Source organism: Streptomyces parvus, assembly GCF_032121415.1.
GTDB lineage: Bacteria > Actinomycetota > Actinomycetes > Streptomycetales > Streptomycetaceae > Streptomyces > Streptomyces globisporus_A.
The window spans coordinates 1,205,503-1,222,206 of sequence record NZ_CP135079.1; the positions used below are offsets into that span (position 1 = coordinate 1,205,503).

At 66.7% G+C, this 16,704-nt stretch carries 11 protein-coding genes, 3 rRNA genes and 1 pseudogene; 3 read left to right on the top strand and 12 right to left on the bottom strand.

From position 1 onward, the window contains the following. Window positions 1-11: 11 nt before the first annotated feature. Genes RNL97_RS06495 through RNL97_RS06505 form a run of 3 tightly spaced genes read right to left on the bottom strand, consistent with a single transcriptional unit; the run spans window position 12 to window position 2,111 of the window. Entirely contained in the window at window positions 12-917 is a 906-nt protein-coding gene (locus RNL97_RS06495) for an NAD kinase (RefSeq protein WP_030590421.1), read from the bottom strand. Window positions 918-925: 8 nt separating this feature from the next. Next, window positions 926-1,741: a TlyA family RNA methyltransferase gene (locus RNL97_RS06500; protein ID WP_030590424.1), complete on the bottom strand. Its 816-nt coding sequence runs from the start codon at window positions 1,739-1,741 to the stop codon at window positions 926-928. A gap of 7 nt (window positions 1,742-1,748) precedes the next feature. Beyond that, window positions 1,749-2,111: a hypothetical protein gene (locus RNL97_RS06505; protein WP_030590427.1), complete on the bottom strand. Its 363-nt coding sequence runs from the start codon at window positions 2,109-2,111 to the stop codon at window positions 1,749-1,751. Between the two features lie 42 nt (window positions 2,112-2,153). On the opposite strand from RNL97_RS06505, the gene RNL97_RS06510 reads away from it, so the two are divergent. Next, a complete protein-coding gene (locus RNL97_RS06510; RefSeq protein WP_030590430.1) occupies window positions 2,154-2,501 on the top strand; it encodes an SCP2 sterol-binding domain-containing protein in 348 nt (115 codons plus the stop codon). Window positions 2,502-2,598: 97 nt separating this feature from the next. Here RNL97_RS06510 and RNL97_RS06515 read toward each other — a convergent pair whose 3' ends face one another. Both RNL97_RS06515 and RNL97_RS06520 read right to left on the bottom strand, forming a co-directional pair. Then, window positions 2,599-3,399, bottom strand: coding sequence for an ABC transporter ATP-binding protein (locus RNL97_RS06515; RefSeq protein WP_030590433.1), 801 nt, complete (start codon window positions 3,397-3,399; stop codon window positions 2,599-2,601). 160 nt (window positions 3,400-3,559) lie between these two features. Further along, entirely contained in the window at window positions 3,560-4,591 is a 1,032-nt protein-coding gene (locus RNL97_RS06520; RefSeq protein ID WP_030590437.1) for an HAD-IIA family hydrolase, read from the bottom strand. Between the two features lie 72 nt (window positions 4,592-4,663). Between RNL97_RS06520 and RNL97_RS06525 the strand changes: the two genes are divergently transcribed. Beyond that, a complete protein-coding gene (locus tag RNL97_RS06525) occupies window positions 4,664-5,944 on the top strand; it encodes a DUF1015 domain-containing protein (protein ID WP_313750470.1) in 1,281 nt (426 codons plus the stop codon). A gap of 68 nt (window positions 5,945-6,012) precedes the next feature. On the opposite strand, the gene RNL97_RS06530 is transcribed toward RNL97_RS06525, so the two are convergent. The 6 genes and pseudogenes from RNL97_RS06530 to RNL97_RS06555 all read right to left on the bottom strand — a co-directional run bounded on the left by RNL97_RS06530 (window position 6,013) and on the right by RNL97_RS06555 (window position 14,810). Continuing rightward, window positions 6,013-6,708: a tetratricopeptide repeat protein gene (locus tag RNL97_RS06530; protein ID WP_313750471.1), complete on the bottom strand. Its 696-nt coding sequence runs from the start codon at window positions 6,706-6,708 to the stop codon at window positions 6,013-6,015. A gap of 303 nt (window positions 6,709-7,011) precedes the next feature. Next, window positions 7,012-7,740, bottom strand: a pseudogene (locus tag RNL97_RS33185) (DEAD/DEAH box helicase); the annotation flags it as partial. Window positions 7,741-8,308: 568 nt separating this feature from the next. After that, window positions 8,309-8,425 (bottom strand): 5S ribosomal RNA (gene rrf / locus RNL97_RS06540). 111 nt (window positions 8,426-8,536) lie between these two features. Beyond that, window positions 8,537-11,660 (bottom strand): 23S ribosomal RNA (locus RNL97_RS06545). A gap of 303 nt (window positions 11,661-11,963) precedes the next feature. Beyond that, window positions 11,964-13,491 (bottom strand): 16S ribosomal RNA (locus tag RNL97_RS06550). The 16S, 23S and 5S rRNA genes sit together here, the layout of an rRNA operon. A gap of 665 nt (window positions 13,492-14,156) precedes the next feature. Continuing rightward, window positions 14,157-14,810 carry a DNA-3-methyladenine glycosylase gene (locus RNL97_RS06555; RefSeq protein ID WP_030586312.1) on the bottom strand — a complete coding sequence of 218 codons (654 nt, stop codon included), beginning with the start codon at window positions 14,808-14,810 and terminating at the stop codon, window positions 14,157-14,159. Window positions 14,811-14,897: 87 nt separating this feature from the next. On the opposite strand from RNL97_RS06555, the gene RNL97_RS06560 reads away from it, so the two are divergent. Then, window positions 14,898-15,680 carry a sporulation protein gene (locus RNL97_RS06560; RefSeq protein WP_030586315.1) on the top strand — a complete coding sequence of 261 codons (783 nt, stop codon included), beginning with the start codon at window positions 14,898-14,900 and terminating at the stop codon, window positions 15,678-15,680. Here RNL97_RS06560 and RNL97_RS06565 read toward each other — a convergent pair. Then, a complete protein-coding gene (locus tag RNL97_RS06565; protein ID WP_313750281.1) occupies window positions 15,677-16,633 on the bottom strand; it encodes an IS481 family transposase in 957 nt (318 codons plus the stop codon). The genes RNL97_RS06560 and RNL97_RS06565 overlap by 4 nt on opposite strands. Window positions 16,634-16,704: the final 71 nt, after the last annotated feature.

The window sequence follows — 16,704 nt, forward strand, 5'->3', positions numbered from 1 at the left end:
CCCGGTGACCGTCAGTGGGGCGCGCCCCGCCACCCCGAGACGGGCAGCGCGAACTTCGCCACCAGGCGGTCGGTGAACGAGGCCTGGTGCAGGCGCGCCAGCCGCACGGGCACCGCGCCCCGCCGCACCTCGACCCGGGCGCCCGCGGGCAGCTCCACCGTCCGCCGGCCGTCGCACCACAGCACCCCGTGCGGCGTATGCGGCTGGACCTCGACCGCGAGCACGGACGTGGGCGAGGTCACCAGGGGCTTGGCGAACAGCGCGTGGGCGCTGATCGGGACCATCAGCAGCGCCTCGACCTCGGGCCAGACGACGGGCCCGCCCGCCGAGAAGGCGTACGCCGTCGAACCGGTCGGGGTAGCGCAGACGATCCCGTCGCACCCGAAGCCTGTGACGGGACGGCCGTCGATCTCCAGGACGACTTCCAGCATCCGCTCGGGCGACACCTTCTGCACGGCCGCCTCGTTGAGCGCCCAGTCGCTGTGCACGACATCGCCGTTGCTGTGCACGAGGACGTCGATCGTCATGCGTTCCTCGACGTCGTAGTCGCGGGTGACGACCCGGGAGACCACCTTGTCGAGGTCGTCGCGCTCGGCCTCGGCGAGGAAGCCGACGCGTCCGAGGTTGACGCCGAGCATCGGCACCCCGGAGGCGCGGGAGAACTCCGCGCCGCGCAGCAGGGTGCCGTCACCGCCGAGGACGATCAGCAGTTCGCAGCCGTCCACGGCGGAGGGGCTGGTGTCGGTGACCGTCTCCACCACGTCCGGCAGCGGCAGGTCGGCCGCCTCGGCCGCCGAGACGCGTACGCCGAGCCCGTTGCGCAGCAGTCCCTGCACGACGAGCTCCGCGCTGCGGATCGCGGCCGGGCGGCCGGTGTGCGCCAGAAGGAAGACTGTTCGTGCCGTATCGGTCGTCACATTCGTCGTCAACGGGGCCCCTCCGCCACTGCACGGTCGACATCCGCGGGATCCAGCTCAGGTGCGCCGGCCCGCAGCCACAGAAAGTACTCGACGTTGCCCGACGGCCCGGGCAGCGGACTGGCCGTCACCCCGCGGACGCCGAGCCCGAGCTCCCAGGCCCGCCGCGCCACTTCCCGTACGGCTTCGGCTCGCAGCTCCGGGCTCCGCACGACTCCGCCGCTGCCGAGCCGCTCCTTGCCCACCTCGAACTGCGGCTTGACCATGAGGACCAGGTCCGCGTCGGGCGCGGCGCAGCGGGCGAGGGCGGGCAGCACGAGCCCCAGCGGAATGAAGGACAGATCCCCCACCACCAGGTCGACCGCCTCGCCGTCGATGCTCTCCAAGGTCAACTCCCGTACGTTGGTACGGTCCTTGACGACGACCCGTTCATCGGACTGCAGCGACCAGGCGAGCTGCCCGTAGCCGACGTCCACGGCGACGACCTGCCGGGCCCCGGCCCGCAGCAGCACATCGGTGAACCCGCCGGTGGAGGCCCCGGCGTCCAGCGCCCGCCGCCCTTCCACCGTCAGCCCGAGCGGCACGAAGGCGGCGAGCGCCCCGGCCAACTTGTGTCCGCCGCGCGAGACGTAGTCCGGGTCGTCCTCGTCCTGCGTGACGACGATCGCGGCGGCCGTCTCGACCTGTGTGGCGGGTTTGGTCGCGGTGGTCCGGCCGACGGTGACGCGCCCCGCGGCGATCAGCTGGCTCGCGTGCTCGCGCGAGCGGGCGAGCTTGCGGCGTACCAGCTCGGCGTCGAGGCGGCGACGTGCCACTCCTGCCACGTTCGGTTCAGCTCCTGTTGTCGTGACGCGTGTCGTGCGTGCGGTGCGGGTCGTGCGGGCGCTGCGAAGGCGTGGGTACGGGACCGGGTGCGGCGTCCGGACGGGCGTCCAGCGAGGTCAGCTCGGCCCGCAGCCCACGGTGTACATCCTCGTACACCTCGATGTGCCCGTCCGCCGGGAGGTGGTCTGCGTCGGCGAGCCGTTCCAGCCGGGCGTCCACCGCGGCATGGCCGGTGGGGGTGCGCACGACCCCCAGGGGCGCGGGCCCGGCGGGCTCGAAGGAGGGTGCCGCGGCGGCCGGCTCCCCGCCCACCGGCTCATCGGACGTGCTCACGGGCGGTGACCCCGCCTCCGGCATCCAGTCGCTCATGCCGAAACGCTACCGCGACCGGCCGGTGTACCGTCGAGCACGATGGCGACCATGGCAGAGTGCCGCAGCGCACTGAGACGACTTTCCGACAACCTCGCAGCCGCCGAGGGCGACGTGCGCGGCGCGGCTGCCCTCGACCGCTCGCTGAGCTGTCACATCAAGGATCTCGACATCACGTTCACCGGCCGGCTGGCCGAGGGCCTCATCCGGGTGGTGGACACGGTCGAGGGACCGCCCAGGGAGAAGGCCGAGATCAGGCTCGCGATGACGGGCGACGACCTGGTGGCCCTGGTGGACGGCGACCTGAACTTCGCGAAGGCGTGGGCATCGGGTCGCGTACGTCTGGAGGCAGGCTTCAGAGACCTGCTGAAACTGAGATCCTTGCTGTAGCCCGGCCAAGAACGCACGGGCGACGCACGGCCACCACATTCAAGCCCGTCCGGCGATCGAGGACGGAGCGCCCACCGGGGCGCACCCCGGCACCGCCTCAGGCGGCAACCTTCCGCGCCTTACGTGCCGCAGGCACGACGAGCGGCGTCCCCGTCTCCGGATCGTCGATCACCTGGCAGCGCATCCCGAACACCCGCTCCACCAGCTCCGCGTCGACGACGTCCGAAGGCGCCCCTTCGGCGACGATCGCCCCGTCCCGCATGGCGATGAGATGCGTGGCGTACCGCGCGGCGTGGTTCAGATCGTGGAGCACGGCGACCAACGTGCGGCCCCGCGTCTCGTGCAGCTCCGCGCACAGGTCGAGGACATCGATCTGGTGCTGGATGTCGAGGTACGTCGTCGGCTCGTCGAGCAGCAGCAGCGGCGTCTGCTGGGCCAGCGCCATGGCGATCCAGACCCGCTGGCGCTGACCGCCGGACAGCTCGTCGACATAGCGCTCGGCCAGCCCGGCCACACCGGTGGACTCCATGGACTCGTTCACCACCCGCTCGTCCTCCGGCGACCACTGCCGCAGCAACCCCTGGTGGGGGTAGCGGCCGCGGGCGACGAGGTCGGCGACGGTGATCCCGTCGGGGGCTATGGAGGACTGCGGCAGCAGCCCCAGCGTCCGGGCGACCTTCTTCGCGGGCAGTTGGTGGATGGCCTGCCCGTCCAGCAGCACCTGCCCCCGGCTCGGCTTCAGCATCCGGGCGAGGGCCCGCAGCAGGGTCGACTTGCCGCAGGCGTTGGGCCCGACGATCACGGTGAAGGAGTTGTCGGGAATCTCGACCGAGAGGTTCTCGGTGATGACCCGCTGGTCGTAGCCGAGGGTCACCGATTCCGCGGTGAGGCGCTGCATGGTCGTACTCCCGGAGTCGGTGAGGTGAAGCGGTACGGCGCGGGGCGCGGGCGGACCACCGGGCAGCACCAGGTTAGGTTAACCTATCCTCCTCTTTGCGCCCCGGGGTCCGGCGCCGGCCCCGCACGCCCAACACCCTGGCGAACAAGGGGCGCTTGGTTCAGAGCTGGAGTCCGGCGATGGCCTTCCCCGTCTCCAGCCCGCACACACCCGGACCGGCGAAGGCCCAGGCCGCCGCGCAGAGGGCCCGCAGCCCGTCGAGCGCGTCGCCTTCCCCCTCCAGGGCCAGCGCGTCCCCGCGCACAGCGGCCGTCCAGCCCCCGCAGCGGTACGCGTCCCCGTCCGGGGTCACCTCGGGCTGCCCGGTCAGCAGCCCTCGCAGGTCCCGGTCCACATAGGTCGGCCGGTGCTCCGGCGGGGCTGCCAGGAGCTGGGCCGCGTCGGTCACCCCGGTCAGCACGAGCAGGGAGTCCACGCCTCCGTTGAACGCCCCCTCGATGTCCGTGTCCAGCCGGTCCCCGACGACGATCGGACGCTTGGCCCCGGTCCGCAGCACGGTCTCGCGGTGCATCGGCGGCAGCGGCTTCCCCGCCACCTGCGGCTCGGCCCCGGTGGCGATCCGTACGACCTCGACGGCGGCCCCGTTGCCGGGGGCGATGCCCCGGGCGCTCGGGATGGTCAGATCGGTGTTGGACGCGAACCACGGCAGCCCGCGCCGGATCGCGTAGCTCGCCTCGGCGAACCGTCCCCACGGCATGTCCGGCCCGCCGTACCCCTGGACCACGGCGGCCGGGTCGTCGTCCGCCGACTCCACCGGCTCGAGGCCGCGCTCCCGCAACGCGACCCGCAGCCCCTCGCCGCCGATCGCCAGAACCCGCGCCCCGGGCGGCAGTTGGTCGGCCACCAGCCGGGCGACGGCCTGGGCGGAGGTGATCACGTCGGATGGTTCGGCGGGCACGCCCAGCTCCGTCAGATGCTCCGCCACCGCGTCCGGCGTCCGCAGGGCGTTGTTGGTGACGTACGCGAGGTGCATGCCCCCGGCCCGCGCGGCGGCCAGCGAGTCCACGGCGTGGGCGATGGCCTCGCCGCCCGCGTACACCACCCCGTCGAGGTCGAGGAGAGCCGTGTCGTACGCCTCGCTCAGCGCCGTGGCGCTCCCCGACGGCCGAACACTGTCCTGCTGGTGGCTCATATGACTCGCTCCTGTTCACTCTGCGTCTGCCCCGATCATCGCGTATGCCCCAGGCGCACATACGATGCCCTGATGAACACTTCAGGTCCCGTCGAGCAGGGGCTGCGGCTGATCCCGTTCCGCGGACTGCGTTACGTCCCCGAGCGGGTCGGCAGCCTTGCCGCCGTGACCTCGCCGCCGTACGACGTGGTCGTCCGTCCGGACGGGCTGCACCACCTGGAGTCCGCGGATCCGCACAACATCGTGCGCCTCATCCTCCCCCAGGCGGACACGGCCCGGGACCGGCACCGGCAGGCGGCCGACACGCTGGACCGCTGGCTGGCCGAAGGGGTCATCGCCCCGGACCCCGACCCGGTGCTGTACGTCTACGAGCAGCGCAACGAGGAGATCCTCCAGCGGGGCCTGATCGGCGCCCTGGCCCTCTCCCCCGCCGCCGAGGGCATCGTGCTGCCCCACGAGGACGTCATGGACGACGTCGTCGCGGACCGCGCGGAGCTGATGCGTACGACAGGGGCCCATCTGGAACCGCTGCTGCTGACCTACCGCGGCGACGAGGGTACGCCGACGGGGGCGGCGGCGGTGATCGACCGCACGGTCCTGCGGGAACCGCTGCTCGCCACGACGACGGAGGACGGTTTCCGGCACCGGCTGTGGGCGGTGACGGACCCGTCGGACCGGCGCGAGATCGAGACAGACCTCGCCCGGCACCAGGCGCTCATCGCGGACGGCCACCACCGGTGGGCCACCTACCTCCGGCTCCAGCGGGAACAGACCGCCCCGGGCCCCTGGGACTTCGGCCTGGTCCTCCTCGTCGACACGGCCCGCCACCCGCTCCAGGTCCGCGCCATCCACCGGCTCCTGCGCCGGCTGCCGGTCGCCCGGGCCCTGAAGGCGCTCACCGGCCACTTCCGCATCCGGCGGGTCGAGGGGCCGCTGCCCCGGGCCCTCGACGCCCTGGCCGAGGCGGCGACCGCCGGCAACGCGTTCCTCCTCGCCGGCGACGGAGGCTTCCATCTGGTGGACTGCCCCGACCCGGCCCTGCTGGCCCGCACCGTCCGGGCGGACCGCCCCGACGCCTGGCGCACCCTGGACGCGACGGTCCTGCACTCCACGCTGCTCGACGAGGTGTGGCGGATCCCCGACGCACCCGAGCACATCGGCTACATCCACGACGCCGCCGCAGCCGTCGAACAGGCGGAACGCCTCGACGCCACGGCGGTCCTGATGCATCCCGTACGCGAAGAGGTCGTCCGGGACCTGGCCCGGCAGGGCGTGACGATGCCCCGCAAGTCGACGTCGTTCGGCCCGAAGCCGGCCACGGGCCTGGTCATGCGGAGCCTAGCCCTCGACTGACCATGCGCTGAGGAAAGAAGAAGGGGCGGCACTCCGACCGGAGTGCCGCCCCTTCTTCTCATCGGTTGTCAGGCCTTGGCGGAACCGTCCGCGGGGCCGTTCTCGTCACGAGGCGCGTCCTCGTCGGGCGTGTCCGCGTCGTCGTCACCGAGGGCGTCGACGAACTCCACGCCGTCCAGCTCGGCGAGCCGGTCCGAAGCGTCCGTGGCACCGTCCTTGTCGGCCTCCATCGCCTTGCCGAACCACTCCCGGGCCTCGTCCTCGCGCCCGGCCTCCAGCAGGGCGTCCGCGTACGCGTACCGCAGCCGCGGGGTCCACGGCTGCACGGAGCTGGACGCCAGCTCGGGGCTCTGGAGCGTCACGATGGCGGCGTCGATCTGGCCCATGTCGCGTCGGGCCCCAGCGGCCACGAGCCGCATCTCGACCTGCCCGGCCTTGTCCAGCTTCTGCACCTCGGGCTCACCGGCCATGGCCATCGCCCGCTCGGGCCGCCCGAGCCCGCGCTCGCAGTCCGCCATGACGGGCCACAGCTCCACGGACCCGGTCATCCGCCGGGCCGCCCGGAACTCGGCGAGCGCCTCGGCGTACTTCTGCGTCGCGTACGCCGCGAACCCGGCCGCCTCACGGACCGCGGCGACGCGGGACGCGAGCCGGAGGGCGATGCGGGAGTACGCGTACGCCTCCTCGGGGTCCTCGTCGATCAGCCGGGCCACCATGACGAGGTTGCGCGCGACATCCTCGGCAAGGGTCTTCGGCAGGCTCATGAGCTCCTGGCGTACGTCCTTGTCGATCTCGTCGCCCGTGACGTCGTCCGGAATCGGCAGCCGCTTGATCGGCTCGCGGTCGCGGTCACGGTCATCGCGCCCCCGGAAGCCGCCACGGTCCCGGTCGTCACGCTGGCCACCGCGGTATCCACCCCGGTCGTCGCGGCGGAAGCCCCCACCCCGGTTGTCGTCACGGCGGAACCCACCACCGCGGCTGTCGTCCCGGCGGAACCCACCGCCGGTGCCACCACCACGGTTGTCGTCCCGACGGAAACCGCCGCCGGAAGGCCGGTCGTCGTCACGGCGGGGACCGCGCGGACGGTCATCACGCCGGTCGAAACCACCACTGGGGCGGCTACCCCGGTACCCACCACGGTCGTCCTCACGCCGGGGCCCACGATCCCGGTCCTGGTCCCGGTCGTCACGACGGAAGCCGCCGCCAGAGGGCCGGTCGTCGTCACGGCGGGGACCGCGCGGACGGTCATCACGCCGGTCGAAGCCACCGCCCCGGTTGTCGTCACGGCGGAACCCACCGCCCGAGCCACCACCACGGTTGTCATCACGACGGAACCCACCGCCCGAGCCACCACCACGGTTGTCATCACGACGGAACCCACCGCCCGAGGGCCGGTCGTCGTCACGGCGGGGGCCGCGCGGACGGTCATCACGACGGTCGAAGCCACCGCCCCGGTTGTCGTCACGGCGGAACCCACCGCCCGAGCCACCACCACGGTTGTCATCACGACGGAACCCACCGCCCGAGCCACCACCACGGTTGTCATCACGACGGAAGCCGCCGCCAGAGGGCCGGTCGTCGTCACGGCGGGGACCGCGCGGACGGTCATCACGCCGGTCGAAGCCACCGCCCCGGTTGTCGTCACGGCGGAACCCACCGCCCGAGCCACCACCACGGTTGTCATCACGACGGAACCCACCGCCCGAGCCACCACCACGGTTGTCATCACGACGGAAGCCGCCGCCAGAGGGCCGGTCGTCGTCACGGCGGGGACCGCGCGGACGGTCATCACGACGGTCGAAGCCACCGCCCCGGTTGTCGTCACGGCGGAACCCACCGCCCGAGCCACCACCACGGTTGTCATCACGACGGAAGCCGCCACCGGAAGGCCGGTCATCGTCACGACGGGGCCCACGATCCCGGTCCCGGTCCCGGTCGTCACGACGGAACCCACCGCCACCGGAAGGTCGGTCGTCGTCCCGTCGGAACCCACCGCCGGAGCCACCACCACGGTTGTCATCACGACGGAAGCCGCCACCGGTCGGCCGGCTGTCGTCCCGGCGCGGGCCGCGGTCGCGGTCCCGGTCGTCGCGGCGGAAGCCGCCACGGTCGTTGTCGCGTCGAGGTGCGCCGGAACCGGACCGGTCGTCACGACCACCGCGGTAACCGCCCCTGTCACCGCCGTCCCGGCGACGCGGCTCGCGCTCCGGACGGTCGTCGGGAGAGTTGGTGGACATGGGTGTGACTCCTGTCTTCGGGTACCACAGACATTCTCGCGCAGCCGGCCGGCCGACGCGCTTCGGGAAAAACAAAAGGACCCCTGGTCCCAGCATGAACGCTGGGACCAGGGGTCCTTGAAAGATTGTTCGGCGGCGTCCTACTCTCCCACAGGGTCCCCCCTGCAGTACCATCGGCGCTGAAAGGCTTAGCTTCCGGGTTCGGAATGTAACCGGGCGTTTCCCTAACGCAATGACCACCGAAACCCTATCGGGTTCTAGCGAACAAGCACACTCTTCAATTAAGTAGTGAAACTGTTCAACCGGTGCGATAACTGTTCGCAACCCGGGAACAACACAGTGGACGCGAGCAACTGAGGACAAGCCCTCGGCCTATTAGTACCAGTCAGCTCCACCCGTTACCGGGCTTCCACATCTGGCCTATCAACCCAGTCGTCTACTGGGAGCCTTAACCCCTCAAGAGGGTGGGAATACTCATCTCGAAGCAGGCTTCCCGCTTAGATGCTTTCAGCGGTTATCCTTTCCGAACGTAGCCAACCAGCCATGCCCTTGGCAGGACAACTGGCACACCAGAGGTTCGTCCGTCCCGGTCCTCTCGTACTAGGGACAGCCCTTCTCAATATTCCTACGCGCACAGCGGATAGGGACCGAACTGTCTCACGACGTTCTAAACCCAGCTCGCGTACCGCTTTAATGGGCGAACAGCCCAACCCTTGGGACCGACTCCAGCCCCAGGATGCGACGAGCCGACATCGAGGTGCCAAACCATCCCGTCGATATGGACTCTTGGGGAAGATCAGCCTGTTATCCCCGGGGTACCTTTTATCCGTTGAGCGACAGCGCTTCCACAAGCCACTGCCGGATCACTAGTCCCGACTTTCGTCCCTGCTCGACCCGTCGGTCTCACAGTCAAGCTCCCTTGTGCACTTACACTCAACACCTGATTACCAACCAGGCTGAGGGAACCTTTGGGCGCCTCCGTTACTCTTTAGGAGGCAACCGCCCCAGTTAAACTACCCATCAGACACTGTCCCTGATCCGGATCACGGACCCAGGTTAGACATCCAGCACGACCAGAGTGGTATTTCAACGGCGACTCCACAACCACTGGCGTGGCCGCTTCACAGTCTCCCACCTATCCTACACAAGCCGAACCGAACACCAATATCAAACTATAGTAAAGGTCCCGGGGTCTTTCCGTCCTGCTGCGCGAAACGAGCATCTTTACTCGTAGTGCAATTTCACCGGGCCTATGGTTGAGACAGTCGAGAAGTCGTTACGCCATTCGTGCAGGTCGGAACTTACCCGACAAGGAATTTCGCTACCTTAGGATGGTTATAGTTACCACCGCCGTTTACTGGCGCTTAAGTTCTCAGCTTCGCCACCCCGAAGAGCAGCTAACCGGTCCCCTTAACGTTCCAGCACCGGGCAGGCGTCAGTCCGTATACATCGCCTTACGGCTTCGCACGGACCTGTGTTTTTAGTAAACAGTCGCTTCTCGCTGGTCTCTGCGGCCACCCCCAGCTCACCGAGTAAATCGGATCACCAAGAATGGCCCCCCTTCTCCCGAAGTTACGGGGGCATTTTGCCGAGTTCCTTAACCATAGTTCACCCGAACGCCTCGGTATTCTCTACCTGACCACCTGAGTCGGTTTAGGGTACGGGCCGCCATGAAACTCGCTAGAGGCTTTTCTCGACAGCATAGGATCATCCACTTCACCACAATCGGCTCGGCATCAGGTCTCAGACTCATGCACGACGGATTTACCTACCGTGCGTCCTACACCCTTACCCCGGGACAACCACCGCCCGGGCTGGACTACCTTCCTGCGTCACCCCATCGCTTACCTACTACAAGTCTGGTTCATCGGCTCCACCACTACCCTCAACTCCGAAGAGATCGGGCCGGCTTCACGGACTTAGCATCGCCTGATTCAGTACTGGGCGTTTCAAAGCGGGTACCGGAATATCAACCGGTTGTCCATCGACTACGCCTGTCGGCCTCGCCTTAGGTCCCGACTTACCCTGGGCAGATCAGCTTGACCCAGGAACCCTTAGTCAATCGGCGCACACGTTTCTCACGTGTGTATCGCTACTCATGCCTGCATTCTCACTCGTGAACCGTCCACAACTCGCTTCCGCGGCTGCTTCACCCGGCACACGACGCTCCCCTACCCATCCACACAGGCGTTGGCCCTATATGTGTGAATGACACGACTTCGGCGGTACGCTTGAGCCCCGCTACATTGTCGGCGCGGAATCACTTGACCAGTGAGCTATTACGCACTCTTTCAAGGGTGGCTGCTTCTAAGCCAACCTCCTGGTTGTCTCTGCGACTCCACATCCTTTCCCACTTAGCGTACGCTTAGGGGCCTTAGTCGATGCTCTGGGCTGTTTCCCTCTCGACCATGGAGCTTATCCCCCACAGTCTCACTGCCGCGCTCTCACTTACCGGCATTCGGAGTTTGGCTAAGGTCAGTAACCCGGTAGGGCCCATCGCCTATCCAGTGCTCTACCTCCGGCAAGAAACACACGACGCTGCACCTAAATGCATTTCGGGGAGAACCAGCTATCACGGAGTTTGATTGGCCTTTCACCCCTAACCACAGGTCATCCCCCAGGTTTTCAACCCTGGTGGGTTCGGTCCTCCACGAAGTCTTACCTCCGCTTCAACCTGCCCATGGCTAGATCACTCCGCTTCGGGTCTAGAGCGTGCAACTCAAACGCCCTATTCGGACTCGCTTTCGCTACGGCTTCCCCACACGGGTTAACCTCGCTACACACCGCTAACTCGCAGGCTCATTCTTCAAAAGGCACGCAGTCACGACTGCATGTGCAAGCACACACAGCGACGCTCCCACGGCTTGTAGGCACACGGTTTCAGGTACTATTTCACTCCGCTCCCGCGGTACTTTTCACCATTCCCTCACGGTACTATCCGCTATCGGTCACCAGGGAATATTTAGGCTTAGCGGGTGGTCCCGCCAGATTCACACGGGATTTCTCGGGCCCCGTGCTACTTGGGTGTCTCTCAAACAAGCCGCTGATGTTTCAGCTACGGGGGTCTTACCCTCTACGCCGGACCTTTCGCATGTCCTTCGCCTACATCAACGGTTTCTGACTCGTCTCACAGCCGGCAGACCGTAAAAGAGAGATCCCACAACCCCGCATGCGCAACCCCTGCCGGGTATCACACGCATACGGTTTGGCCTCATCCAGTTTCGCTCGCCACTACTCCCGGAATCACGGTTGTTTTCTCTTCCTGAGGGTACTGAGATGTTTCACTTCCCCTCGTTCCCTCCACACTGCCTATGTGTTCAGCAGCGGGTGACAGCCCATGACGACTGCCGGGTTTCCCCATTCGGAAACCCCCGGATCAAAGCTTGGTTGACAGCTCCCCGGGGACTATCGTGGCCTCCCACGTCCTTCATCGGTTCCTGGTGCCAAGGCATCCACCGTGCGCCCTTAAAAACTTGGCCACAGATGCTCGCGTCCACTGTGCAGTTCTCAAACAACGACCAGCCACCCACCACCCCACCCGCAACGGATGAGTTCACTGGGGCCGGATCAGAAGGAACAACCATAACGGCCGCACCCTCAGACACCCAACAACGTGCCCGACACAATCAACCCGTTCCCGTTTTCCACGCCGAAGCAGTACTCACGAAACCGTGCTCATCGTGCCGAATAGTCAACGTTCCACCCATGAGCAACCAGCACCGGACATTCGCCGATGTACTGGCCTCTGACCAAACCGAAGCCTGGTAAGAAATGCTCCTTAGAAAGGAGGTGATCCAGCCGCACCTTCCGGTACGGCTACCTTGTTACGACTTCGTCCCAATCGCCAGTCCCACCTTCGACAGCTCCCTCCCACAAGGGGTTGGGCCACCGGCTTCGGGTGTTACCGACTTTCGTGACGTGACGGGCGGTGTGTACAAGGCCCGGGAACGTATTCACCGCAGCAATGCTGATCTGCGATTACTAGCAACTCCGACTTCATGGGGTCGAGTTGCAGACCCCAATCCGAACTGAGACCGGCTTTTTGAGATTCGCTCCGCCTCACGGCATCGCAGCTCATTGTACCGGCCATTGTAGCACGTGTGCAGCCCAAGACATAAGGGGCATGATGACTTGACGTCGTCCCCACCTTCCTCCGAGTTGACCCCGGCAGTCTCCTGTGAGTCCCCATCACCCCGAAGGGCATGCTGGCAACACAGAACAAGGGTTGCGCTCGTTGCGGGACTTAACCCAACATCTCACGACACGAGCTGACGACAGCCATGCACCACCTGTATACCGACCACAAGGGGGGCACCATCTCTGATGCTTTCCGGTATATGTCAAGCCTTGGTAAGGTTCTTCGCGTTGCGTCGAATTAAGCCACATGCTCCGCTGCTTGTGCGGGCCCCCGTCAATTCCTTTGAGTTTTAGCCTTGCGGCCGTACTCCCCAGGCGGGGAACTTAATGCGTTAGCTGCGGCACCGACGACGTGGAATGTCGCCAACACCTAGTTCCCAACGTTTACGGCGTGGACTACCAGGGTATCTAATCCTGTTCGCTCCCCACGCTTTCGCTCCTCAGCGTCAGTAATGGCCCAGAGATCCGCCTTCGCCACCGGTGTTCCTCCTGATATCTGCGCATTTCACCGCTACACCAGGAATTCCGATCTCCCCTACCACACTCTAGCTAGCCCGTATCGAATGCAGACCCGGGGTTAAGCCCCGGGCTTTCACATCCGACGTGACAAGCCGCCTACGAGCTCTTTACGCCCAATAATTCCGGACAACGCTTGCGCCCTACGTATTACCGCGGCTGCTGGCACGTAGTTAGCCGGCGCTTCTTCTGCAGGTACCGTCACTTTCGCTTCTTCCCTGCTGAAAGAGGTTTACAACCCGAAGGCCGTCATCCCTCACGCGGCGTCGCTGCATCAGGCTTTCGCCCATTGTGCAATATTCCCCACTGCTGCCTCCCGTAGGAGTCTGGGCCGTGTCTCAGTCCCAGTGTGGCCGGTCGCCCTCTCAGGCCGGCTACCCGTCGTCGCCTTGGTAGGCCATTACCCCACCAACAAGCTGATAGGCCGCGGGCTCATCCTTCACCGCCGGAGCTTTCAACCCCGTCCCATGCGGGACAGAGTGTTATCCGGTATTAGACCCCGTTTCCAGGGCTTGTCCCAGAGTGAAGGGCAGATTGCCCACGTGTTACTCACCCGTTCGCCACTAATCCACCACCGAAGCGGCTTCATCGTTCGACTTGCATGTGTTAAGCACGCCGCCAGCGTTCGTCCTGAGCCAGGATCAAACTCTCCGTGAATGTTTACCCGTAATCGGGTGCACACACACGAGAGCGGAACAACCGGTCGGAATAAGACCCGTTGTTCACAGCGTCCTCGCTGTGTTATCGCCTACCACCACCACATGGTGGCCGTAGGACTTTCAAAGGAACCACCAACCTGCCGAAGCAGGCCGGGGTATCAACATATCTGGCGTTGACTTTTGGCACGCTGTTGAGTTCTCAAGGAACGGACGCTTCCTTCGGTCCCGTATCACCGGGGCCCTCCGGGCGCTTCCCTTCGTTCTTGCGTTTCCGACTCTATCAGACTCTTTCGTGTCCGATTCCCGGTCGAAGCGGGCGGTACAGTTTCGCTTTCCAGGTTCTCCGCTTTCGCGCTTTCCCTTTCCGGCGATTCCAACTTTACCAGACTCTATTTCGTTCCGTTTCCGGCCCGAATGTGAATTCCGGTGGCCTGTGGAGCGGCCTTGCCTTTCGGCGTGTCCACTACGTTAACCGATTCCCTTGGGAGCTCATAATCGAGCCGGTAGGGCGAATTACGGGCATGCCGAATTCGCACCCGCCAGGGTGAGTCGTAGGTAGTGGTGTGGCCGCTTCGAGTGGCTCGGTCCGGTCCGATGGACTGTGCCAAGAGCTGTACCCGTGTCAAGCGGCTCGGACCACATTAGGCGTCCGCCGAGGGCACGTCAAGTCGCCTTGCGGCTTGGCCGACGGCGCGGTGCGTGGGCGCGGTACGGACTCACCGTGGGGTCTCCCTCGATCCAGAAGCGCCACGGCTGATGGGCTCCGTCGCCGCCCACTCCCGTGCGGGGGCCGCTCCGTACGAGGTCACGGGGCGGCGGGGTGCCGTGCAGAACGGAAAGCGCCGGGGCGGGGCCGCCGAAGAGATCGCTGCCGTTCAGGTCGCGGTCGACGTCGAGGGCGGTGGCGAGCCGGGCCGGACCTTTGGCCAATTCCTTGTCGTTGCGGGCCGAGAGGCGACGGTCGCGAGCCAGGTGGGCGCCCACGTTGATCTCGCCGGCCCGGAGCAGAACCCCGCTGGCGTGCCCGTCCGGGCCGCAGACCAGGTTGAGGCAGTGCCACATCCCGTACGTGAAGTAGACGTACGTGTGGCCGGGCGGGCCGAACATCACGCTGTTGCGGGGCGTGCGGCCGCGGAAGGCGTGCGAGCCGGGGTCGATCTCGCCGGCGTACGCCTCCACCTCGGTCAGGCGCAGCTCGATCGTGCCCGTCGGCTCCCGGCGTACGAGGGTGCGGCCGAGCAGGTCCGGAGCGACCTCCAGGACGTCCCGGTCGAAGAAATCTCGCGTCAGTGGTGTGCGGTCCAGGCTTTTGGTCATGGCGTCCGAGGGTACTGGGATCGCTCCGAAGGGAACCGGCTACCGTCGTGGCGCGTATGTAGGGGTCAGGACCAAGAAGGAGTGACTATGGGCTTCAAGCGGCTGCTCGCGAGCATGGGTGCCGGCGGTGCCTCGGTGGAGACCGAGCTCACCGAGGTGAATGTCGTCCCTGGTGGGGTCGTCCAGGGCGAGGTGCGGATCCAGGGCGGTTCGGTCGCCCAGCAGATCGAGGGGCTCAACGTCGGGCTCCAGGCACGGGTCGAGGTGGAGGGCGGGGACCAGGAGACCAAGCAGGACATCGAGTTCACCAAGCTGAACCTCGGCGGCGCCTTCGAGGTCCAGGCGGGCGCGGTGCACGTGGTGCCGTTCGGTCTGGAGATCCCGTGGGAGACGCCGATCACGATGTTCGGCGGCCAGCAGCTGCGCGGGATGAACATCGGAGTGACCACCGAGCTGGAGATCGCCCGGGCGCTGGACTCCGGTGACCTGGACCCGATCAACGTGCACCCGCTGCCGGCACAGGAGGCCATCCTCAACGCCTTCCGGCAGCTGGGCTTCGGCTTCCGCAGCGCGGACATGGAGCGCGGGCACATCCGCGGGACGCGTCAGCGGCTGCCGTTCTACCAGGAGATCGAGTTCGTCCCGCCGGCGCAGTACCGCGGGCTGAACCAGGTGGAGCTGACCTTCGTCGCCGACGACCGTGAGATGGACGTCGTCCTGGAGATGGACAAGAAGCCGGGGCTGTTCAGCGAAGGCAGCGACTCCTACCGCGCCTTCAAGGTGGGGCTGCACGACTACCAGCAGACCGACTGGGCGGCGTACCTCAACCAGTGGCTCGCCCAGGTCGGCGGTCAGCGCAACTGGCTCTAGGTGTATTGACCCGCAGGGTTGTTGACACGGGTGATGGGTGGGTGGCCGCCGAGTGCGGTGTGGCTGCGGTGGTGGTTGTAGGTGTGGAGGAAGTCTGCCAGGGCTTCGGCCCGCTCGGTGTTGGCGGTGTAGGGCCGGATGTAGGCCCATTCGTCGAGCAGGGTGCGGTTGAAGCGTTCGACCTTGCCGTTGGTCTGGGGCCGGTAGGCCCGGGTCAGCTTGCCTGTGGCGCCGAGGTCCGCGAGGGCGTTCCTCCAGGCCAGGCCCTTGCGGTAGGCCCAGGCGTTGTCCGTCAGGACCCGCTCGATGCGGGGGATGCCCTGGCGGTGGAAGAAGGCGGCTGCGCGGGTGAGGAAGCCCGCGCAGGTCGCGACCTTCTCGTCGGGGTGGATCTCGCTGTAGGCCAGGCGGGAATGGTCGTCGACGGCAGAGTGGATGTAGTCGAAGCCCATGTTGCTGCGGGTGGCGCGGCCGGCCTGGCGGCCCAGGGTCCTGTGACCGCCGCCGTCGGGGATCCGGCCGAGCTTCTTCACGTCGATGTGGATCAGCTCGCCGGGCCGGTCGCGTTCGTAGCGGCGGATCAGGGTGCCGGTCGGACGGTCGATCCAGGACAGCCGGTTCAGACTGTGGCGGGTCAGGATCCGGTGCACGGTCGAGGCGGGCAGGCCCAGGACCGGGCCGATGCGGGCGGGGCCGAGCTTGCGGGTCCTGCGGAGGTCGCAGACGCGAGCCTCGACGGCCCGTGGGGTGCGGTGCGGTGTGCGATGGGGCCTGCTGGAGCGGTCGGCCAGGCCCGAGTCACCCTCCGCGCGCCAACGGCGGATCCACTTGTGGGCGGTAGGCCTGGATATGCCCATTTCGGCCGCCACATGGGCAACTGGCCGCCCACCGAGGACGCGATCGACCAGGATTCGCCTGCCGTGAACGGTCAGCCGGGCATTACGGTGGGACACGAAGACCTCCGTGTGTGGTGTGGAGCCTAGACACCTCCACCACACCGGAGGTCTTCGCCATGATCAAGCCC